Genomic DNA, 19,995 nt, shown 5'->3' with positions numbered 1-19,995 from the left:
CAGCACCGATCGCCTGTCATGCCTTCGCCCGTCTTGGAAAACGCGCGCTAGATGTCTCCGCAGACCGGGCAGTCCGCCCGCCGCTTGAGCTTGACGGTCCGGGTCTCGGCGCTCAGCGCATCATAGAGCATCATGCGCCCCCCAAGCCCCTCGCCCGCCTGGGTGATCTCTTTCATCGCCTCCAGCGCCATCATCGTCCCGATCACGCCCGGCAAGGGCCCGGCCACGCCCGCCTCGGCACAGCTCGGCGCGAGCCCATCGGCAGGCTCGGTCGGAAAGATGCAGGCATAGCAGGGCGCGCCGCGCACCGGGTCGAACAGGCTGATCTGCCCTTCCCACTGGGCAATCGCACCGGAAATCAGGGGCTTGCCCGTCGCCACGGCGGCCTTGTTGACCAGCGCGCGCGTCTGAAACGTGTCATTGCCATCGAGGATCAGATCGTAATCGGCAAAGAGCTCTTCCGCGATCTCCGCCGTCAGCCGTCGGTTATAGGGGCGCACGGTGACATGGGGGTTCAGCGCCTTCATGGCGGCCTCGGCCGAGAAAACCTTGGGCATGCCCGAGCGGGCATCGGTATGGATCACCTGCCGCTGCAGGTTGCTGAGACTGACCGTGTCGTGGTCGATCACCCCGATCGTGCCGACCCCGGCCCCGGCGAGATAGAGCAGCGCGGGCGAGCCGAGCCCCCCGGCCCCGACAACCAGCACCTTGGCATCCTTCAGCCGTTTCTGCCCGACACCGCCAATCTCGCGCATGACGATATGGCGGGCGTAGCGATCAAGCTCCACATCCGAGAAGGGGCCGAGCTGCTCCCCCGTTGCGGGGGGCGGCGCCTGAACCCGCGCGCGGACCCGCTTGAGGATCTCGCGATAGGCGACGACCAGCGCCGCGAAGGCGCCGAGCAGCAGCCACAGCGCCGGCGAGCCGCCGGTCATCTGGCGCAGCGGTGTCCCCTCGGGCAGGATGATCTGCACCCCGAGCACGGCCACGTAGAGCAAGCCCACCAGCAGCCAGCGCGCCTGCGAAGGCAGGCCCGCCCGACGCGCGACCAGCCAGATCACCCCGGCAAGGAAAAGTACGAAAAACACTCTGTTACTCCCGCCCGGTCGACCCGAACCCCGCATTGCCGCGCGCGGTCTCATCGAGGCTGACAATCGAGGTATAGGCGGCCTGCACCACCGGCGCGATGATCGCTTGGGCGATGCGCTCACCGTGATGCAGGGTCACAGGCTCGGTCCCGATCACCGTCAGGAGCACACCCAGCGGGCCGCGATAGTCGCTGTCGATCGTGCCCGGCGTGTTGGGCAGGCTCAGCCCATGCCGCAAGGCAAGCCCCGAGCGGGGCCGGATCTGCATCTCGTAGCCTGCGGGGATCGCCACGCGCAGGCCCGTGGGCACGATCAGGCGGTGCAGAGGCTGGATCGTGATACCGCTCTCGCGGGTTTCGGGGGGCAGGTTCGCCCGCAGGTCCGCACCGGCGGCCCCGGCGGTCTCGTAGCGCGGCAGGGGCACGTCGGGATCGGCCCAGTCCTCGCGGATCACCGCGATCTGGACGCTCATGCGAGGGCCTCGGCGATGCGGGCGGCGAGCCGGGCGGCGACCGCCTCCTTGCCCATGCGCGGCCACTCTTCGGCCCCCGCCTCCGAGATCAGCGTCACGGCGTTCTCGGATCCGCCCATGATGCCCGTGGACGGGCTCACATCATTGGCGAGGATCCAGTCGCAGCCCTTTCGCGCGCGCTTCGCGGTGGCATGGGCGATCACGTCATCGGTTTCGGCGGCAAAGCCGACCACGAGGCTCGGGCGCGCCGTCCCTTGGGACACCGTGGCGAGGATATCCGGGTTCTCGGCAAAACTGAGGCTGGGCAAGGCACCGCTCCCGTCCTTCTTGATCTTGGAACTGGCCGCATCGACCACCCGCCAATCGGCCACGGCCGCCGCAAAGACCGCCGCATCGGCAGGCAGGGCCGCCTCGACCGCCCGCAGCATCTGGTCAGCGGTCTCGACCCGGTGAACGTTGACCCCGCTTGGCGGGGCCACATCCGCCGGGCCGGTAACAAAGCTCACACGTGCGCCGAGATCCCGCAACGCCGCGGCAATCGCAGTCCCCTGCGCGCCAGACGAGCGATTGGCGATATAACGGACCGGATCAATCGGTTCATGGGTCGGCCCCGAGGTCACCAGCACATGGCGACCGGTCAGGGGCCCCTCGGCGAAATGGGCCTCGATCGCCGCGAGGATCGCTTCGGGGGCGCTAAGCCGGCCGGGACCGAACTCGCCACAGGCCATCTCGCCCGCGTCGGGGCCTATAACGGTCACACCGTCACCCCGCAGGATCGCGAGGTTGCGCTGGGTCGCGGGGTGCTCCCACATGCGCACATTCATGGCCGGCGCGATCATCACCGGCGTGTCCGTGGCCATCAGAAGGGTCGAGGCCAGATCATTCGCCAATCCGCCCGCCATCTTGCCCATCAGATCCGCCGTGGCCGGAGCGACCACCACCAGATCCGCCGAGCGGCTGAGCTCGATATGGCCCATCTCGGCTTCGTCGGTCAGGTCAAAGAGGTCACGATAGACCTTCTCGGCGGCCAGGGCCGAGGCGCTGAGCGGGGTGACGAACTCCTCCGCCGCCCGGGTCAGGACCGGGGTCACCGTCGCGCCCGCGCGGCGCGCCTGCCGGATCAGGTCGAGCGCCTTATACGCCGCGATCCCGCCACCGATAATCAGGAGAAGTCGTTTGCCTGCCAGCATCCAGGGAATTCCTTACCGCCGCTGACCAAGGTGTAGGGTGCCCCGCCCGGGAACTCAACCACCGAGCGGTTCAGCGGAATGCGGCACAGGGGTCGTCGCGCTCGGTCGGGGCGGTGACGAGCCAGCCGTCAAAGGGCGGCGCCTCTTCCGGGGCCTCCTCAAGCTGGCCCAGCGCGTAGACCGAGACCTCGGGCGCGACCCGGGCCAGATAGAAGGGCACGCCCCAATCCGTGCGCGCATGGCCATTGCCCGTGATCAGGACGACTGGCGGACCGTGGGCCTCCAGCGCGTCGAGCACGGTCTCGGCAAAGGCTGCATCGCGCAGGCGCTGCGCGCCGACCATTCCGCCGAGCATATGTTCGGGCAAGGCATCGCAATGGGCGGCCATCTGCATCGCTTCGCGCTCGGTCTGCTGGCTTTCGGGCAAGGGCTGATCCAGCCCGTAGAGCACCGGATCCCCGCCCGCTTCGGCAAAGCTCGCCGCCGGGCCCGCCGCGACCGAGCCGCGCACCAGCGCGCGCGGCAGCGCTGCGCCATAGAGCGGCGCGTCGGGGGCCGCAGCGAAGATCGGCCAATAGAAATCGAAATCGGGCCAGCCGCTCTCGGCCCAGTTCAGCGCGGCGCCGAGGGTCTCGGCATCCTCACGCTCCAGCTCGGACAGCCCCTGCACCTGCCCCGGCGAGAGCATTTCGAAGACCAGCGCGCTGGGGGCGAGCGCGGCCACGGCGGCGGCCTGATTCAGATGGTGGACCGGGCTGTCATGCAGCTCGCCCAGAATGACCACATCGGCCTCGGGCAGCGCGGTCAGGTCCTCGGACGTGATTTCGCCCGCCACAACCGGGCGGGCGAGCAAAGCGAAGGCAAGAAGGCTCAGGCGAAGAATTGGCGAACCTCGGAGGTCTGGTTCATCAGGCTCTTGCGCATCTTGCCAAAGGCGGCAGCCTCAAGCTGACGCACGCGCTCTTTAGACAGGCCAAGCTCTTGCCCGAGGCTTTCCAGCGTGCGCGCCTGATCGCGGAGCTTGCGCTCGCGGACGATGAAGCGCTCGCGCTCGTTCAGGGCCTCCATGGCGGTGACCAGCCAGCCGCGCAGGGCCTCGATGTCGTGATCCTGCTCGACCGTCTCGGCGGCCTGCACGCTGGTATCCTCCAGCGTGTCGATCCATTCGCGGCCCTCATCCTCGGTGGATTGGGTGGCGTTGAGCGAGTAATCGGAGCCTGCAAGGCGGCCTTCCATCATCTCCACATCGTGGAGCGGGACGCCAACCTCGGTCGCAATCATCTGGCGCAGCTGGTGCTTGTCGAGACGATCGCCCGACGCGGCAGCCTCGCGTTCCAGACGGGCCTGAACCCGGCGCATGTTGAAGAAGAGCGATTTCTGGGAGGAGGTCGAGCCCGTGCGCACCATGGACCAGTTGCGCATCACGTAGTCCTGGATCGAGGCCTTGATCCACCAGACCGCATAGGTCGAAAAGCGCACACCGCGATCCGGGTCGAATTTGTCGGCGGCCTTCATGAGGCCCAGCCCGGCTTCCTGAATCAGGTCATTCATGGGCGCGCCGTAACGCTTGAACTTGGCGGCCATGGAAATTGCCAGACGCATATAGGCGGTGATCAGACGGTGCAGCGCCTCTTCGTCCCGCTCATCGCGCCAGGCATAGGCCAGTTTCAGTTCCGTTTCCGCGTCGAGCAGCTCCGCTTGCATCGCACGCCGTGACAGGCTCATTTCACCTGAATAACCGTCTAGTGCCATATCAACCCCCTGCTGGAAACGTTGCGTCCCATTTTATCGCTTGGCATATGAGTTACGCGCGGAGGTCCTATTTGGATCACCAGAAATGACGATATTTTCCGAAAGGAGCGAAAAATGCGCGTCGAATTGCCTCGGCTGACGCTGGTCCTCGGCGGGGCAGCTTCCGGAAAATCTGCGTTCGCAGAAGGGGTTGTCTCGAAAGCCGGACGCCCTCGTGTCTATATCGCGACGGCCATGGCATTCGACGAAGAAATGTCAAAAAAAATCGCGGATCATCGCGAAAGCCGCGGTCCGGACTGGCGCACGATCGAGGCGCCCCGGGATCTGACGGCGGCGTTCGAGCAGGTGGAAGCATCGGAGGTCGTGCTGCTGGATTGCGCGACCCTGTGGCTGAGCAATGTCATGCTGGCCGAGGAGGAGGTCGCGCTCGCGGTCGAGGATCTGTTTGAGGCGCTGGAGGATTGCGCCGCCCCGGTGGTGGTGGTCAGCAACGAGACCGGGATGGGGGTGGTGCCCGAGCACAAGCTGGGCCGCACCTTTCGCAACGCGCAGGGGCGTCTGAACCAGCGTCTGGCCGCGAAGGCGGAATGCGTGGTGCTGGTGACGGCCGGGCTGCCCCTGTTCCTCAAGGGCAGCGCATGACCCGGGATTGGTACTGGGTGCGCCATGGCCCGACCCACGCGAAGGGCATGGTCGGCTGGACCGACCTGCCTGCAGATCTGAGCGAGGCCGCGGCCATCGCGCGGATCGACCGCGCATTGCCGCGCGAGGCCACCTGCGTGTCCTCGGATCTCAGCCGCGCCGTCGCGACTGCCGATGCCGTGGCCCCCGGGCGGGTCCGCCTGCCCCATGCACCCGCCTTGCGGGAGATGCATTTCGGCGCATGGGAGATGCGCAATTTCGCCGACATCGAAGCCGAGGATCCCGAGCGGATCTTTGCCTTCTGGGACCAGCCCGGCGACAATGCTCCGCCCGGTGGCGAGAGCTGGAACGCCTTGCGGACCCGGGTGGATGGCTGGGTCGATACCTATGCTGGGCCCGGCCCGGTGATCGCCGTGGCGCATTTCGGCGTGATCCTCACGCAGGTGCAACGCGCCCTCCGGATCCCCGCGCGCGAGACCTTTGCCCACAAGATCGACAACCTCTCGGTGACCCATCTGCGCCAGAGCGGATCGACCTGGGAGGCGGTGGCCATCAACACCCGGCCTTGACCCCGCCCCCGCAGATCGGGCCCACTCCGCCCAAGAGGAGAGCCCATGCAGAACACACAGGTCATTCTGGCGCGCCGCCCCGTGGGCGTGCCGAGCCCCGCGCATTTCGAGATCATCCAGTCCCCGGTGCCCGAGATCGCCGCCGGGCAGGTCCTGGTCCGCACCAGCCATTGGTCCGTCGATCCCGCCATGCGGGGCTGGGCCAATGACGTGCCGAATTACTCTCCGCCCGTGGCGCTTGGGACGCCCATGCGGTCCTTTGCAGTGGGGGATGTGATCGCTTCGCGCCATCCGGACTACGCAGAGGGGGACGTGGTCGAGGGGCTGCTTGGCTGGCAGACCCATGCGCTGGTCGACGGGGACACACTCGCCCGGAAGGTCACCGAAACGGACCTGCCCCGGAGCTATGCGCTGGGAATTCTCGGGCTGAACGGGACCACGGCCTATTTCGGCCTGCTGGAGAGCTGCGGGGCCAAGGCGGGCGATACGGTGGTCGTCTCCACCGCCGCAGGCGCGGTGGGCTCGGCGGTTGGGCAGATCGCCAAGCTCAAAGGCTGCCGGACGGTCGGGATCGCGGGCGGGCCGGAGAAGGTCGCGCAATGTCTGTCGGATTTTCGGTATGACGCGGCCATCGACTACAAGGCCGAGGATGTGGAGGCGGCCCTTGCGCGCCATTGCCCGGACGGGGTGGATTGCTATTTCGACAACACATGCGGGCCGATTTCCGACGCGGTGATGGGACATCTCGCCTTAGGCGCGCGGATCACGATTTGTGGCACCGCCGCCGTGACCGAATGGGATCCGATCCCGTCAGCTCCAAGGGTGCACCGCCAGATGCTGGTGGCCCGGGCCCGGATGCAGGGCTTTCTGATCTTCGATTACAAGGACCGTCTGGCGGAGGCCCGCACCGCCCTCGCGGACTGGCTGCGTGCCGGGCAGATCACCACGCGCGAGCATATCCTCGACGGGCCCGAGCACGCCCCCGGCGCGATCGGGATGCTCTATCGCGGCGAAAACACCGGCAAACTGATCATCGCGGTCTGAGCCCAAGGCATCCATCACGTTTGGTGATGATTTTTGTCACGAGATAGCGTTTTTCAGATGAATACCCCCGAGGTAAACGGGGCCCATGACTTATGACCTTCTGATCGCCGACCGCTCCTATTCAAGCTGGTCCTTGCGAGGCTGGCTCTGCCTCGCTGCCTTTGACCTGCCCCACACGCTCACCGAGACTCGGATGTACACAGCCGGGTTCCGCGACGACCTCGCGGCCTTTGCGCCCGGGCTGACCGGGGCCGCCGCGCCGCGCACCGTCCCGATGCTGCGCCTGCCCGAAGGCGGGGTCCTGAGCGACAGCCTCGCCATCGCCGAGACCCTCGCCGAGCGCCACCCGGAGGCCGGGCTGTGGCCTGCGGACCCGGTCGCGCGCGCGCTGGCCCGCAGCCTCGTGTCGGAAATGCATAGCGGCTTCACCGCCCTGCGCGAGGCTTGCCCGATGAACCTGCGCGTGGCCTATCGCAGTGTGCCGGTCTCCGAGGCGGTGCGCGCCGATCTCGACCGGCTGGAGGCCCTGTGGGCGGCCTGCCCCGCCGAGGGGCCGTGGCTGTTTGGGGACTACACGCTCGCGGATGCTTTCTTCGCGCCCGTGGCCATGCGCATCGCGGGCTATGGCCTGTCGGTCGGGGCGCAGGCCCAGGCCTATGTGACAGCGCATCTGGCCCATGGCCCTTTGCGCGACTGGCGGGCCAAGGGGCTCGCACAGGCCGAGCAGAGCACCTATCTGCGGGAGTTCGAGACCGTCGACTGGCCGGGCTGAAGCCCGCCCGCGACCGCCACCCTACTGGGCCAGCAGTTTCAGGCCCTGTGTCACATCCATCCGAACGGACAATCGCAGGCCGGGTTCATCCCCGGCCTTCAGCGCGGCAATGATCAGCTTGTGGAAATGGGGCGCCTCGGTGCGTCGCAACCTGCCGTAAAGCTTGCGCATGGTCGGTCCGAGCTGCAGCCAGACCGTCTCGGCCATGGCGAGGATCGCCGGCGCCTGGGCCCGCAGGTACAGCGTGCGGTGAAATTCCAGATTGGTGCGCAGATAGCCCACCGCATCCTCGCGGGCGATGGCCTGGGCGATACTGGTCTGGATCATCTCCAGCCGTTCGATCAGCGCGATATGGGCCCGGGGCATGGCCCGCGCGGCCAGTTCCGGCTCCAGAAGGGAGCGCAGGGCCGCAAGCTCCTCGATCCGCTCGTTGGACAGCTCGGGCGTCGAGACCCGGCCCGAGGCGGTCAGGGTCAGCGCCCCTTCGGCCGCCAGACGACGGACAGCTTCGCGGGCGGGTGTCATGGAAGCGCTGTATTCCTTGCCGATCCCGCGCAAAGTCAGCGCTGTGCCCGGCTCGAGCTCCCCATGCATGATGCGGGTGCGCAGGGACCGGTAGACCCGGTCATGCACATGGGGGGCGGCCGGGGCCGGATCGTTCGGGCGCGGTGTCAGTAGCATGGCGCGCATCAGACCCATGGCCCCGGCCCGCGTCAATCCTTGAACCGGTAGCGATGCAGGCCCGCGCCTTCCTGCCGCAGCCACGCACGGTGGCGGGCGTAATCGGGGCAGATATCCGCCACCACGCGCCAATAGGCCGCCGAATGGTTCATCTCGACAAGATGCGCGACTTCATGGGCTGCGACATAATCGAGCACTTCGGGCGGGGCCATGATCAGCCGCCAGGAATACATCAGCCGCCCCGCGGAGCTGCAGGAGCCCCAGCGCGAGCGGGTGTCCTTGAGGGTGATGCCTGAGACCTTGCGCCCGACCTGTGCGGCATAGTCGAGGCTGGCTTCGGTCAGCCGCTCGCGCGCTTCGGCCTTCAACAGGCCCGCCACATAGGCCCCCGGCGCGGCAACCCGCTCGGGCACCTCGATGAAATCGCCCACCAGCCCGCCGCGCCGGGCCTCGGTGCGGACAAGCCGTGCCGGCCGGCCCTCGACCGGGATGCGATCGCCGATCCCGACGATCTGTGCGACCACCAGTTGCGCGACCTGCGCCCGGACCCAGCTCTCCTTTTCGCGCAGGAAGGCGAGGGCCTCGCGCTCGCTCCCGCGGGTGGGAACGGTCAGCGTCACCCGCCCGTCCAGCCGCGAGACGCGCAGCCCATAGCGCTTGGCCCGACCGGACCGGCGCAAGGCGACCTGGATCGGCGGCTCCCCTTCAAGTTCGACGTCGCGCATAGGCTCCCCGTGGTGCTGACCTTGCAAAAGGCTTTGACACGCCCATCTGCTTGTGGCAACCGACCCCGATCCGATCCAGCAGCCGCTGCAAAGAGGAACTCGAATGCCCAAGGAAGACTGGGGCGTAAAACGCCTGTGCCCGACCACCGGTAAACGCTTTTACGACCTGAACCGCACGCCCATCATCAGCCCGTATACCGGCGAGGAAGTCGTGCTGGAGACCGGTCGCAAGTCGTCGGTGTCCCTGACCCGCGACAAGAAAGCCGCACCGGAGGAACTGAAAGACGACGCAACCGAGGCCGAAGACGTGGTGCTCGACGACGCGGATGATGACGCGGATGTCGATCTCGCCGATGACGTGCTCGACGATGACGATGATGATGACACCGTAGCGCTCGACGATCTGAAGGACGTCGCATCCGAGGATGACGACTCCTGAAAAAGGCGCGCAAAGAGCGTGAGAATCCCTCTTGCACTCCTCGCGCGGCTTACATAAACAACGCCAGCGGATGCGATAGCGACCGCTTCGGTTTGGGGCCTTAGCTCAGCTGGGAGAGCGCCTGCATGGCATGCAGGAGGTCAGCGGTTCGATCCCGCTAGGCTCCACCAAATCCCCCCCCTCTGGTGGTCTGTGTCGATGCGCTCAGCGTGATCGTCCTGCGTGTCCGGCAAACGCGGTCACGTGACCAGAACCACCACAGTCGCCATCGCCAGCAAGACCGATTCCACTGGCCCCCAGAGCATCCGTTCGGGTTTTGACGGCGTGATCCAATTTACCAGCGTCACCAAAGCCTGCACCCCGAGCGCGACCCGCCCGGTCCAACGCGGCCAATTGGGCCAGATGCCCACAGCCGAGAGGATCGCGCAGGCCATGGCCGCGAGGATGAAGATCGACACAAACGCCGCAACCCGCCCGGAGATCGGCAAGGCACCCTGATGTTTGCCCCCTTGGGTGATCCGGCCCCAGGGTGCTCCGGCGATCAGGGCGATCTGAAACCCGATGACACCGAGACAGGCGATCGCGTATCCGACTGCGAGACTTGTGATCAGGTTCATCCGCTGTCCTTGAACTCCGCCTTGTGACGGGCCTCATGTCCGGCCGAGAGTAGAACTCCAAGCCCCGCTTGACGACTGCGAAAGCTCGGGGATCGACAGGCAAAGCGTCCAAAGACGCCTCCGCCCGCCCCCGACACACCCTGCGCGCCCAACCGCCAGCGGGCCAAGCGCCCAAGGCCCGGCCAACTGCCGTTGACCCGCCCGGGGGCAAGGGGCACAACCGGGCCATGATCACCCGCACCCACCAGAAAAACGATGCGGCCTCGGTCGCGGTCTATTCCGATTGCGAGCGCTACCGCTACGCCCTCACCCGCATCTGGGAGCCCGAGGGCGGTCGCATTCTCTTCGTGATGCTGAACCCTTCCACCGCCACGGAGGTGCAGAACGACCCCACGGTGGAGCGCTGCGAGCGCCGCGCCCGGGCGCTCGGCTATGGCGGCTTTCGGGTCTGCAACATCTTTGCCTGGCGCGATACGGACCCCAAGGCCATGCGCGCCGCCGCCGATCCGGTCGGGCCCGCCAATGACGCAGCGATCCTTGAGGGGGCAGATTGGGCCGAGACCGTGCTCTGCGCCTGGGGCACCCATGGCGCCCATCTCGACCGCGGTCCAGCCGTCGCGCGGCTGTTGCGCCAGACCGACCGGCCCCTGACCCATCTGGGGCTGAGCAAGGCCGGGCATCCGAAACACCCTCTCTATATCTCTTACTCCGAACACCCCCGACCCTGGGAGGATCCCGCATGATCCCTGGCTTCACGCAGCGCTTTGTCGACACCAACGGTCTCCGCCTCTCGGTGCATGAGGCGGGCAACGGCGCGCCGCTGGTCCTTCTCCATGGATATCCGCAGAATCATGCCTGCTGGACCAAGGTCGCGCCGGAACTGGCCAAGCATTTCCGGGTGATCGTGCCGGATTTGCGCGGCTATGGCGACAGCGACGCGCCTGAGGATGACGCCGAGCATTCGGTCTATGCCAAGCGCACCATGGCGCTGGATATCATCGGCCTGCTGGACCAGATGGGCATCGAACGCGCCCATATCCTCGGCCATGACCGGGGTGGGCGGGTGACCTACCGGCTCGCGCTCGACCATCCCGACCGCGTGGACCGTCTCGGCATCATCGAGATCGTCCCAACAGGGCCGTTCTGGGCCAGCTGGACCGCAGAGCTCGCCATGAAGGCCTATCACTGGACCTTCCTCGCCCAGCCTGCGCCGCTGCCCGAGCGGATGATCGGCGCGGATCCCGAAGCCTATATGGATTGGACCCTGCAGACCTGGACCAAGGCGAAGTCGCTGGAGGTCTTTACCCCCGACGCGCTGGCCGGCTACCGCGCCCAGGCCCGTGATCCGGCGCGGATCCATGCCATGTGCGCCGATTACCGGGCGGGCGCGACCTATGACCGGGCGCTGGATGACGCGGACGCAGCCGCCGGGCGCAAGATCGCGGCGCCGCTGATGTTCCTCTGGGCCGAGGGCGGTTTCCCGGCCCAGACCGGCGATCCGGCGGGGCATTGGCGCGATTGGGCCGAGAATGTGCGCGATGCCTCCTGCCAGTCAGGGCATTTCGCCATGGAAGAGGTGCCCGAGGCGGTGCTCGAGACCTTTCTGCCCTTTTTTGCCGAGGCCTAGACCCCGCGCGGGTGCCGATCCGTCCAGTAGAGCAAGCCGAGCCCGACCGCGCCCGCCGCCGCCAGGGCCGCGATGCCCGGCTGGTTGCTGCCATTGGCGATGACTACGGCAACCAGCGCCCAGATCACCGTGGCCGAATATTCGGGCGTCTCGGGGCGTTTGGGCTGCACCCAGCGCGCGATGGCGAATGCCAAGGCAAGCGCGATCACCGCCCAGACCCCCTCCCCGAACCACAGCCCATATCCCGCAGCCACCGTGGCCAGCGACACGCAGGAGGCTGCCGTCAGCCATCCGGCATAGAGCGCGAGCGGCGTGCGCAGCCAGATCCGGTCACGGGACGGCGCCCGCAACAGCGCGACAATCGCCGGGATCAGCATCACGAAGATCAGCACGAAGGCCCCCAGCGCCGAGCGCGTCGCCACAAACAGCCAGGGCGTGCCCGCCGCGAGACTGACAATGAGCGGCCAGCGGACATGATCCCAATCCTGCGCCTGGGCCCGCCGGAACAGGCCAAACCCCGCAGAGGCCACCAGCCAGAGGTAGATCACGCCCCAGATCGCGAAGGCATAGCCCGCAGGCTGCACAGGTGGGTCGACCTGCGGCACCGGGAGCTGATCCGGGCGAAACCCGGTGAAGGGCGGGCTGGCCAGTGGCGAGAGCACGAAGGTCAGGGTGAGCAGGGCGACGAGAAGCGCGAGAGGTCTGAACATGCCACACCCTATCCCGCCGCCCGGGCCGGGGTCCATCGCCCTGCGGCCCTCAGGGCAGATCGCCGCCGGAAAAAGGGGTTTTCAAGGCCCGCGATATTTCCTATATGCGCGCATCCGCCTGACCTGCCCGCAGGGAGGGGGACACTTATATGGGCCCTGCTGGACGACATCCCGGCTTGTGCCGTCACACAAACCTGAACAGGAGATCCCGATGTCGATCACGATCGAAGAAAAAACACGCCTCATCAAGGAATACGCGACCAAGGAGGGCGACACCGGCTCCCCCGAGGTGCAAATCGCGATCCTGTCGAGCCGCATCTCCACCCTGACCGAGCACTTCAAGACCCACAAGAAGGACAACCACTCCCGTCGTGGCCTTCTCAAGCTCGTGGCCCAGCGCCGCAAGCTGCTGGACTATGTGCGCGGCAAGGACGAAGCGCGCTACCAGAAGCTGATCTCGTCCCTGGGCCTGCGCCGCTAAGCGCACCAGCGACAGAACCGACCAAGGCCCGCTCGAAAGAGCGGGCTTTTTTGTGTCCGGATCATATCGCGCGCCGCGCGGTGGTGCCTCAGACGGCGCGGTACATCAGCGTCGTGCCATGCAGGGTCTGTCCGTCCGGATCATAGGCATAGTCCGGGATCACGCCTGCCTTCTGGAACCCGACGCTGTCATAGAACAGCTCAGAGACATCGCCCGTGCGGGTATCCAGCGTCACGAGCGTCCTGCCCGCGCTGCGCGCCTCGGCAAGCGCTCTGTCCATCAGGGCGTGGCCCACGCGGCGGCGGCGGCTCTGCGGATGGACCATCATCTTGGCGATCTCCGCGCGGTGCGGCTGGTTTTGAGGCATGGCCAGGATCACCTGCACGGTCCCGACGAGACGTCTGCCGAGATAGGCCCCCAGCAGCACACGCTCCCCGCTCGCCAGGGCCGCGCCGATATCGCGCCGCCAGAAGCGCTCCGCCTCCTCCTGGGTAATCGCCGCCAGAAACCCGATCGCCGCACCCTCCTGCACACAGTCCCGCAGCAAGCCGCAGAGATCCTCGAACTGATGAACAAGATCGGCGGGTGAGATTGGGCGTATGTCACATGTCTGATCCGTCATGACAGCGCGATCACGTATTTGCAGGGGGCATGGCTGGTCTCGAAGACCGTCTCGCCGAACAGGACATAGCGCAGGCAATCTCCCGAACGCAGGTGATGGGGTGTGCCTTCGACCGTGATCGCCATCTCTCCCGACAGGACATAGACGTGATGCTCCTGCCCGGGGATGGCGGGGGCGTCATAGGCAATGCGCTGCCCCGCCTTCAATGTGCCTTCAATCAACTCGATGGACAGCGTCCCGTTCGGCGGCGACACGCTGCGGCGCTCAAAGCCATGCGTCGGATCCTGCCAGACCGCCTGATCCGCCCGCCTCATCACCGGCTGGAACCCCTGTTCCAAGGGCCCAAGAAGATGCGAAATGGGCAGGGCATAGACCGTCGCCAGCCGCCCGAGGGTCTCGGCGGTTGGACTCACTTCGGCGTTTTCGATGCGCGACAGGCTGGCCCGGCTCACGCCGCTGCGGTCGGCAAGGCTGGCAAGGGTGAGGCCGTGGCGGACCCTCAGATCGCGCAGATGGCTGGCCAGCCGGGTTGTTTCGGAAGAAGTCTCGAATCTCATATCCGAGACTTATCCCAAATCTGGGATATCAGGCAAGATCCGATGCGGCAGCTGCGCAGCGAACGCCCAGCGCGCGCGTCAGGGCGGGCCGCTCAGGGCCAGATCCGCCACCAGCGGGTAATGGTCGGTCGGCCACTCGCCCTCGAATTGCTGGCGCAGGACCACCGGCGGACCAAGCGCCGCCACCGGACCGGCCAGCGCGATATGGTCGATCGCGCCAAAAAGATTGAGCCCCCGGTTGAAGTGATACGTCGCGCCCGCGACCGGCAGGAAATCCCAGCCCGCCGCCTCAAGGATCTCGACCGTGGTTGCCCCCAGCCGCGCATTCAGGTCCCCGACCAGCATCACCCGCTCCCCCGCCGCGAGCGGCGCGGCCAGCCGCTCGCCCACCAACGCTGCCGAGAGCCGCCGGTTCGAGCCGCTCTTGAACTCGAAATGGACATTGACCACGCGCAGCTCTTCGCCGCTTTGCAGATCGCGGAACCGCGCCCAGGAGGCAAAGGCGGGCCAGGACCCGTTGAAGGTCCGCGAATAGATCACGTCCGGTGTGTCCGAGAAGAAGAACCAGCCCTCGTCCAGCGGTGCGAGCCGGTCCGCGCGGTAAAAGATCGGCTGGGTCTGGGGGACCTGCCGCCAATCGCCATGGTGGGTCGCCGCATAGCCCGGGTTTTCCGCCAGCAGCCAGTCGCGGGCCAGATTGACACTGCCATCCGAGCCGTTCTGAAAGCTCTCCATCTCCTGAAAGGCCACGAGATCCGCGTCCAAAGCCTTGAAGGCCGCATCGAGCGGGCGCTTGCGCCGCTCCCAATCGCCGCGAGACCAGGGCCCGTCGGCCTGCGACAGAACGATGTAATGCACGTTGTAGCTGGCCAGCCGCAGCGCATCGGCCGGAGCCCCGGCCAAGGACGCCGTGCCCGAATGGCGCCAGACCTGGGCACAGGCCGCCAGCGCCAATCCCACCAGCCCAAAGACCAGCCCTTTCAAAACCCGCCGCATCGCCGCTCCCTTTTGTGCCGCTGCCTACGGCGAAAATACCGCATCCTGTTAGCGCGCAAAGATTGCCTGTTTTCTTGGCGCTGCAAAACGTGTATCTGCCGCGCATCTGAGACGTGACGCTCGGACCCCGGCGTGATGCGAAGGACAGGGGTCGGCGGCAATGGGGCCGCCACATGAACGGGAGACCCGGAAGGCCGGGAGTGCTCCCCTACAGGAAAAACAGATGTTCAAAGAAGTCAAAAAGACAATGGAATGGGGGGAAGATACGCTGACCCTCGAGACGGGCAAGATCGCCCGTCAGGCCGATGGCTGCGTGATCGCCACCTATGGCGAGACCTCCGTGATGGCGGCCGTTACCTATGCCCGGGCCCAGAAGCCGGGTCAGGATTTCTTCCCGCTGACCGTTCACTACAACGAGAAATACTATGCCGCCGGTAAGATCCCCGGTGGTTTCTTCAAGCGCGAGGCGCGCCCGACCGAGAAAGAGACGCTGACCAGCCGTCTCATCGACCGTCCTATCCGCCCGCTCTTTGTCGACGGGTTCAAGAACGAAGTGCTGGTGATCTGCACCGTGCTGTCCCACGATCTGGAAAACGACCCGGATATCGTTGCGATGATCGCGGCCTCGGCTGCGCTGACCATTTCCGGCGTGCCCTTCATGGGTCCGATCGCCGGCGCGCGCGTGGGCTTTGAGGATGGCGAATACGTCCTGAACCCGGTCGTGGACGACATGCAGGACCTGCGGTCGAACCCCGATCAGCGTCTGGACCTCGTCGTGGCAGGCACCAAGGACGCCGTCATGATGGTGGAATCCGAGGCCTATGAGCTCAGCGAAGCCGAGATGCTGGGTGCTGTGAAGTTCGGTCACGAGCAGATGCAGCCGGTCATCGACCTGATCATCGATCTGGCCGAAGACGCCGCGAAAGAGCCCTTCGATTTCCAAGCGCCGGATTACTCCGAGCTTTATGGCAAGATCAAAGCAGCCGGCGAAGAGCAGATGCGCGCCGCCTTCGCGATTTCCGACAAGCAGGAGCGGGTCTCCGCGATCTCTGCGGCGCGGGACGCGATCCTCAGCACCCTGAGCGATGACGAGCAGACCGATCCGAACCTCGGCTCCGCCATGAAGAAGCTGGAATCCAGCATCCTGCGCGGCGACGTGGTCAAGAATGGCCGCCGGATCGACGGGCGCGCGCTGGACACCGTGCGGCCGATCGTGGCCGAAGCGGGCCTTCTGCCCCGAACCCACGGCTCGGCGCTGTTCACGCGCGGCGAGACCCAGGGCCTCGTGGTCACCACGCTGGGCACGGGCGACGATGAGCAGTTCATCGACGCGCTGCATGGCAATTTCAAATCCAACTTCCTGCTGCACTACAACTTCCCGCCCTACTCGGTCGGCGAAGTGGGTCGCTTTGGCCCTCCGGGACGGCGTGAGATCGGCCACGGCAAGCTCGCATGGCGCGCGCTGCAGGCGGTTCTGCCCGCGGCAACCGACTTCCCCTACACGATCCGCATCGTGTCGGAGATCACCGAATCCAACGGCTCCAGCTCGATGGCATCGGTTTGTGGTGGGTCGCTGTCCATGATGGATGCGGGCGTTCCGCTCAAGGCACCGGTCGCCGGTGTAGCCATGGGCCTGATCCTTGAAGATGACGGCTCCTACGCGGTTCTGACCGACATCCTTGGCGACGAGGATCACCTCGGCGACATGGACTTCAAGGTGGCAGGGACCGAGGACGGCATCACCTCGCTGCAGATGGACATCAAGGTTGCAGGCATCACGCCCGAGATCATGGAAAAGGCCCTCGACCAAGCGAAAGCCGGTCGTCTGCACATCCTCGGTGAGATGGCACAAGCCCTCTCCGAGGGGCGTTCGGAATTCTCCGAGCACGCGCCCCGCATCGAAACCATGCAGATCCCGACCGACAAGATTCGCGAAGTCATCGGTTCCGGCGGCAAGGTCATCCGCGAGATCGTGGAAACCTCCGGCGCGAAAGTGGACATCAACGATGACGGCATCATCAAGATTGCTTCCGCCAATGGCGAAGCGATCAAGAAGGCCTATGAGATGATCCACTCGATCGTGGCCGAGCCCGAAGAGGGCAAGGTCTATACCGGGACCGTGGTGAAGATCGTCGATTTCGGTGCCTTCGTGAACTTCTTCGGCAAGCGCGACGGTCTGGTCCATGTGTCCCAGATCGAGAACCGCCGCCTGAACCATCCGTCGGATGTTCTGAAGGAAGGTCAGGAAGTGAAGGTCAAGCTTCTGGGCTTTGATGATCGCGGCAAGGTGCGCCTGTCGATGAAGGTCGTCGATCAGGAGACCGGTGAAGAGGTCAAGAAGGAAGCGCCCGCCGACTAAGCGGCCCTGCCTTTGCGAAACTGCGAGCACCCCCGGCCCCTTGCCGGGGGTGTTTGCTTTTGCGGCCTTGGGCCTTGGCGGCCCTGCCCCGATGGTTCATGTTGCAGATCCGGGATCGGCCTCTGTCGATCTGTCCTTTTGATTCATCGCTTGAGTGCCCCAATGCCGACGACCCTCCCCCCTGTACCGCAGGCGCGCCCCGCCGATACGTTCCGAGCGGCTCTTCTGGTCCTTGCACTGGCGCTCTTTGCGGCCCTCTGGGCGGTTCAGGCCGCAGCCCAATCGACCTTCCCGATCCCCGGGATCGGCGGCGGCAGCAGCACCAGCGAGCCCGCGGCCAGTGACGCGCCAGAACCGGAGCCGACGCCGCAGGACCCCACTCAGGCCCTGATCGATATCCTGCAGGATGATGCGGCGCGCGCCGCTCTGATCGCCCAGCTGGAACAGGCCGCAGGCGAAAGCCCGCCCGTAGATGAAACCCAGGGCGGCGCAGGCCCACGCAGCGCAGTTTCCCCCTCCGAGGTCGCTCCACCGACCACGACGAGCACCGCGCCAGAGGGGAATTTCTCAACCCGGCTGGTGCATCAGTTGCGTACCGAAGTGGCGTCGGACGTACGTGATTTCGTGGCCCGGGTGAACCGGATCCCGACGACCCTGATGCTCGCCTTGCGGGGGTTCGAAACCGAGATCATCCTCTCGGTGATCCGCGATCTGGCCGAGGCGGTGCTCATCAGCTATGCCGCGCTCATCGCGCTGCGGCTGGCAACCCGGCCCATGCTGCGCGCCCTTGGACGGCGCGCCATCAGCGCCAACTGGTTCTACCGGCTCATCCTGCGGCTGGTCGGCACCGCAATCATTACCCTCGCCATCCCCATTGCCGGGGTGATCGGCGTCACCGCGGTGACATTCCTGATGGAAAACGGTGAGGGCGGCGCGACCTTCAGCACCGCGCAGACCGCCTTTTTCGCGGCCTTTGTGCTAGTCGAGACGCTCAAGATCCCGTCGCGCTTTGTCCTGACACCCCGGTCCAGAGACCTGCGCCTGATCGCGGTCGGAGACAAGGCGGCGCGCCGGATGCAGCGCATGCTGGCCTTTGCCATCGGACTGGCCGGGTACGGGCAGCTGGTGGCCGTGCCGGTGGTCACCGCCGAGACCTCGATCTTCATCGGGCGGGCGGTTTCGACCCTGCTGGGCGCGGTGGTGATCCTCTATCTGCTTATCGTTGTGCTGCGCTATCGCAAGGCTGTGGCGAAATGGTTGACCCGGAATTCCGAGGAGGACGCCACGCTGGACGAGGTGTTGGCCTTCTTCGCCATCCGCTGGCATTGGCCGGTGCTACTCTATCTCGGCTATCTGCTGACGGTCGTGCTGACCCGGCCGGGCAATGTTCTGGGCCCGCTGGCCATTGATACGGTCAAGGTCCTGGCGATCATCGCGGCGGGAGGGACGGCAACGGCCCTCGCCCGCCGCGCCACCCGGCGTCGTGTGCGCCTGCCACAGATGGTTGACAGCCGCCTGCCCCTTCTGGCGGGGCGGCTCAACCGGCTGCTGCCTGCCACGTTGATCGTGATCCGGATCGGTATCGTGGCGGTGGTCGTGCTCGGCGTGCTCGATGTGCTGGGTGGTTTCGATTTGAGCGGATATCTCGCCTCGGCGGCTGGGGCCAACTTCATCAGCGCCCTCTTCGGTGTGGCCTTTGCGACGATCCTCGTGACGCTGGTCTATCTGGCGATTTCGTCCTGGGTGGATTACCAGCTCAACCCGTTTGTCGGCACCGCCCCGACGCCGCGCATGATCACCCTGCTCACACTGCTGCGCAACGCGGTGACCATCGTGTTGGTGATTTTCGGGGCGATGTTCACCCTGTCCGAGCTGGGCCTGAATATCGGCCCGCTCCTGGCCTCTGCCGGGGTGCTGGGGCTCGCCATCTCCTTCGGCGCGCAGAAGCTGGTCGAGGATATCATCACCGGCGTCTTCATCCAGTTCGAGAACGCGATGAATGTCGGGGATGTGGTGGATGTGGGCGGTGTGGTCGGCGCGGTCGAGAAGCTCACCGTGCGCTCGGTCACCCTGCGTGACGTGCAGGGGGTCGTCCATATGATCCCCTTCTCCTCGGCCTCGATGATCTCGAACTACATGCGCGAGTTCTCGTTTTACGTTTGCGATATGGGCGTGGCCTATCGCGAGGATATCGAGGTCTCGAAACAGGCGATGTTCGACGCATTCGAAGAGCTGCGTGCCGATCCCGAACAGGGGGCCTTCCTGCTGGGGGATCTGGAATGGTTCGGCCTGAATTCCTTTGGTGACAGCGCGATCGTGCTGCGCGCGCGGATCAAGACCCAGCCGGGCAAGCAATGGGGCGTGGGGCGGGCCTATAACCTGATCCTCAAGCGGATCTTCGACGAACGCGGGATCGAGATCCCCTTCCCGCATCAGACGATCTATTTCGGCGAGGATCGCAAGGGCAAGGCCCCACCGGTGCATGTGATGATGCAGACAAGCAGTCCCGAAGCGTCGCAGGCCCATCCGGTGGCCGATGCGGTCCCCGATGCCAGCGGGCCGCAAGTGCTGGACGTGCCCGCCAGCGATGGCGACGATCCGGGACGGTAACCCGCCCCGGACCGAGCGCCCCCACCACGGGACGACAGGACG

The 19,995-nt window shown here is 66.1% G+C and carries 22 protein-coding genes and 1 tRNA gene; 11 read left to right on the top strand and 12 right to left on the bottom strand.

From position 1 onward, the window contains the following. Positions 1–47: 47 nt before the first annotated feature. From moeB to ACP15I_RS19440, 5 genes are all read right to left on the bottom strand, one after another. Positions 48–1,088 (bottom strand): molybdopterin-synthase adenylyltransferase MoeB, encoded by a 1,041-nt coding sequence (gene moeB, locus ACP15I_RS19460; RefSeq protein ID WP_424976320.1) that lies wholly within the window; start codon positions 1,086–1,088, stop codon positions 48–50. A gap of 4 nt (positions 1,089–1,092) precedes the next feature. After that, positions 1,093–1,560, bottom strand: coding sequence for a dUTP diphosphatase (gene dut / locus ACP15I_RS19455; RefSeq protein ID WP_424976319.1), 468 nt, complete (start codon positions 1,558–1,560; stop codon positions 1,093–1,095). Further along, positions 1,557–2,750: a bifunctional phosphopantothenoylcysteine decarboxylase/phosphopantothenate--cysteine ligase CoaBC gene (gene coaBC, locus ACP15I_RS19450; protein ID WP_424976318.1), complete on the bottom strand. Its 1,194-nt coding sequence runs from the start codon at positions 2,748–2,750 to the stop codon at positions 1,557–1,559. The genes dut and coaBC overlap by 4 nt, the downstream gene beginning before the upstream one ends. 70 nt (positions 2,751–2,820) lie before the next feature. Beyond that, the gene (locus ACP15I_RS19445) at positions 2,821–3,585 is read right to left on the bottom strand and encodes a ChaN family lipoprotein (RefSeq protein WP_424976317.1); all 765 of its coding nucleotides are present in this window, start codon (positions 3,583–3,585) and stop codon (positions 2,821–2,823) included. A 35-nt stretch (positions 3,586–3,620) separates the two neighbouring features. Then, positions 3,621–4,502, bottom strand: coding sequence for an RNA polymerase factor sigma-32 (locus tag ACP15I_RS19440; protein WP_424967970.1), 882 nt, complete (start codon positions 4,500–4,502; stop codon positions 3,621–3,623). 114 nt (positions 4,503–4,616) lie between these two features. Here ACP15I_RS19440 and cobU point away from each other — a divergent pair, with 114 nt between their 5' ends. The 4 genes from cobU (at position 4,617) to ACP15I_RS19420 (ending at position 7,529) form a co-directional block, all read left to right on the top strand. Beyond that, on the top strand, positions 4,617–5,144 hold the full coding sequence (gene cobU / locus ACP15I_RS19435) for a bifunctional adenosylcobinamide kinase/adenosylcobinamide-phosphate guanylyltransferase (protein WP_424976316.1): 528 nt from the start codon (positions 4,617–4,619) through the stop codon (positions 5,142–5,144). Continuing rightward, positions 5,141–5,713, top strand: coding sequence for a histidine phosphatase family protein (locus tag ACP15I_RS19430; RefSeq protein ID WP_424976315.1), 573 nt, complete (start codon positions 5,141–5,143; stop codon positions 5,711–5,713). Before cobU ends, ACP15I_RS19430 begins: the two co-directional genes overlap by 4 nt. Positions 5,714–5,758: 45 nt before the next feature. Beyond that, a complete protein-coding gene (locus tag ACP15I_RS19425; protein ID WP_424976314.1) occupies positions 5,759–6,757 on the top strand; it encodes an NADP-dependent oxidoreductase in 999 nt (332 codons plus the stop codon). Between the two features lie 85 nt (positions 6,758–6,842). After that, a complete protein-coding gene (locus ACP15I_RS19420) occupies positions 6,843–7,529 on the top strand; it encodes a glutathione S-transferase (protein WP_424976313.1) in 687 nt (228 codons plus the stop codon). A gap of 21 nt (positions 7,530–7,550) precedes the next feature. Here ACP15I_RS19420 and ACP15I_RS19415 read toward each other — a convergent pair whose 3' ends face one another. Together ACP15I_RS19415 and ACP15I_RS19410 are read right to left on the bottom strand one after the other, a co-directional pair. After that, on the bottom strand, positions 7,551–8,210 hold the full coding sequence (locus ACP15I_RS19415; RefSeq protein WP_424967975.1) for a GntR family transcriptional regulator: 660 nt from the start codon (positions 8,208–8,210) through the stop codon (positions 7,551–7,553). 32 nt (positions 8,211–8,242) lie between these two features. Beyond that, positions 8,243–8,935, bottom strand: coding sequence for a M48 family metallopeptidase (locus ACP15I_RS19410; protein ID WP_424976312.1), 693 nt, complete (start codon positions 8,933–8,935; stop codon positions 8,243–8,245). A gap of 103 nt (positions 8,936–9,038) precedes the next feature. Here ACP15I_RS19410 and ACP15I_RS19405 point away from each other — a divergent pair, with 103 nt between their 5' ends. Both ACP15I_RS19405 and ACP15I_RS19400 read left to right on the top strand, forming a co-directional pair. Further along, positions 9,039–9,374, top strand: a complete 336-nt coding sequence (locus ACP15I_RS19405) for a TIGR02300 family protein (protein ID WP_424967977.1) — start codon at positions 9,039–9,041, stop codon at positions 9,372–9,374. A gap of 94 nt (positions 9,375–9,468) precedes the next feature. Beyond that, positions 9,469–9,544, top strand: a tRNA-Ala gene (locus ACP15I_RS19400). Positions 9,545–9,613: 69 nt separating this feature from the next. Here ACP15I_RS19400 and ACP15I_RS19395 read toward each other — a convergent pair. Continuing rightward, positions 9,614–9,991, bottom strand: a complete 378-nt coding sequence (locus ACP15I_RS19395) for a hypothetical protein (protein WP_424967978.1) — start codon at positions 9,989–9,991, stop codon at positions 9,614–9,616. Between the two features lie 227 nt (positions 9,992–10,218). On the opposite strand from ACP15I_RS19395, the gene ACP15I_RS19390 reads away from it, so the two are divergent. Next, positions 10,219–10,734, top strand: a complete 516-nt coding sequence (locus ACP15I_RS19390) for a DUF1643 domain-containing protein (protein ID WP_424976311.1) — start codon at positions 10,219–10,221, stop codon at positions 10,732–10,734. Beyond that, entirely contained in the window at positions 10,731–11,618 is an 888-nt protein-coding gene (locus ACP15I_RS19385) for an alpha/beta fold hydrolase (RefSeq protein WP_424976310.1), read from the top strand. The genes ACP15I_RS19390 and ACP15I_RS19385 overlap by 4 nt, the downstream gene beginning before the upstream one ends. On the opposite strand, the gene ACP15I_RS19380 is transcribed toward ACP15I_RS19385, so the two are convergent. Then, on the bottom strand, positions 11,615–12,328 hold the full coding sequence (locus ACP15I_RS19380; RefSeq protein ID WP_424976309.1) for a hypothetical protein: 714 nt from the start codon (positions 12,326–12,328) through the stop codon (positions 11,615–11,617). The two genes, ACP15I_RS19385 and ACP15I_RS19380, sit on opposite strands and share 4 nt — an antisense overlap. A 211-nt stretch (positions 12,329–12,539) precedes the next feature. Here ACP15I_RS19380 and rpsO point away from each other — a divergent pair, with 211 nt between their 5' ends. Then, a complete protein-coding gene (gene rpsO / locus ACP15I_RS19375; protein ID WP_424967982.1) occupies positions 12,540–12,809 on the top strand; it encodes a 30S ribosomal protein S15 in 270 nt (89 codons plus the stop codon). An 88-nt stretch (positions 12,810–12,897) separates the two neighbouring features. On the opposite strand, the gene ACP15I_RS19370 is transcribed toward rpsO, so the two are convergent. The 3 genes from ACP15I_RS19370 to ACP15I_RS19360 all read right to left on the bottom strand — a co-directional run bounded on the left by ACP15I_RS19370 (position 12,898) and on the right by ACP15I_RS19360 (position 14,984). Then, positions 12,898–13,431 (bottom strand): GNAT family N-acetyltransferase, encoded by a 534-nt coding sequence (locus tag ACP15I_RS19370; protein WP_424976308.1) that lies wholly within the window; start codon positions 13,429–13,431, stop codon positions 12,898–12,900. Beyond that, on the bottom strand, positions 13,428–13,988 hold the full coding sequence (locus ACP15I_RS19365; RefSeq protein WP_424976307.1) for a helix-turn-helix domain-containing protein: 561 nt from the start codon (positions 13,986–13,988) through the stop codon (positions 13,428–13,430). The genes ACP15I_RS19370 and ACP15I_RS19365 overlap by 4 nt, the downstream gene beginning before the upstream one ends. A 78-nt stretch (positions 13,989–14,066) precedes the next feature. Further along, positions 14,067–14,984, bottom strand: a complete 918-nt coding sequence (locus tag ACP15I_RS19360) for an endonuclease/exonuclease/phosphatase family protein (protein WP_424976306.1) — start codon at positions 14,982–14,984, stop codon at positions 14,067–14,069. 223 nt (positions 14,985–15,207) lie between these two features. Between ACP15I_RS19360 and pnp the strand changes: the two genes are divergently transcribed. Beyond that, the gene (gene pnp / locus ACP15I_RS19355; RefSeq protein WP_424976305.1) at positions 15,208–17,343 is read left to right on the top strand and encodes a polyribonucleotide nucleotidyltransferase; all 2,136 of its coding nucleotides are present in this window, start codon (positions 15,208–15,210) and stop codon (positions 17,341–17,343) included. 162 nt (positions 17,344–17,505) lie between these two features. Next, positions 17,506–19,953 (top strand): mechanosensitive ion channel domain-containing protein, encoded by a 2,448-nt coding sequence (locus ACP15I_RS19350; protein ID WP_424976304.1) that lies wholly within the window; start codon positions 17,506–17,508, stop codon positions 19,951–19,953. The last annotated feature ends 42 nt before the right edge of the window (positions 19,954–19,995 follow it).

The organism is Dinoroseobacter sp. S124A, assembly GCF_049801015.1.
Classification (GTDB): domain Bacteria; phylum Pseudomonadota; class Alphaproteobacteria; order Rhodobacterales; family Rhodobacteraceae; genus Dinoroseobacter.
Note: the sequence above shows the minus strand (reverse complement) of the source record. Positions and strands in the feature narration are given on the sequence as shown.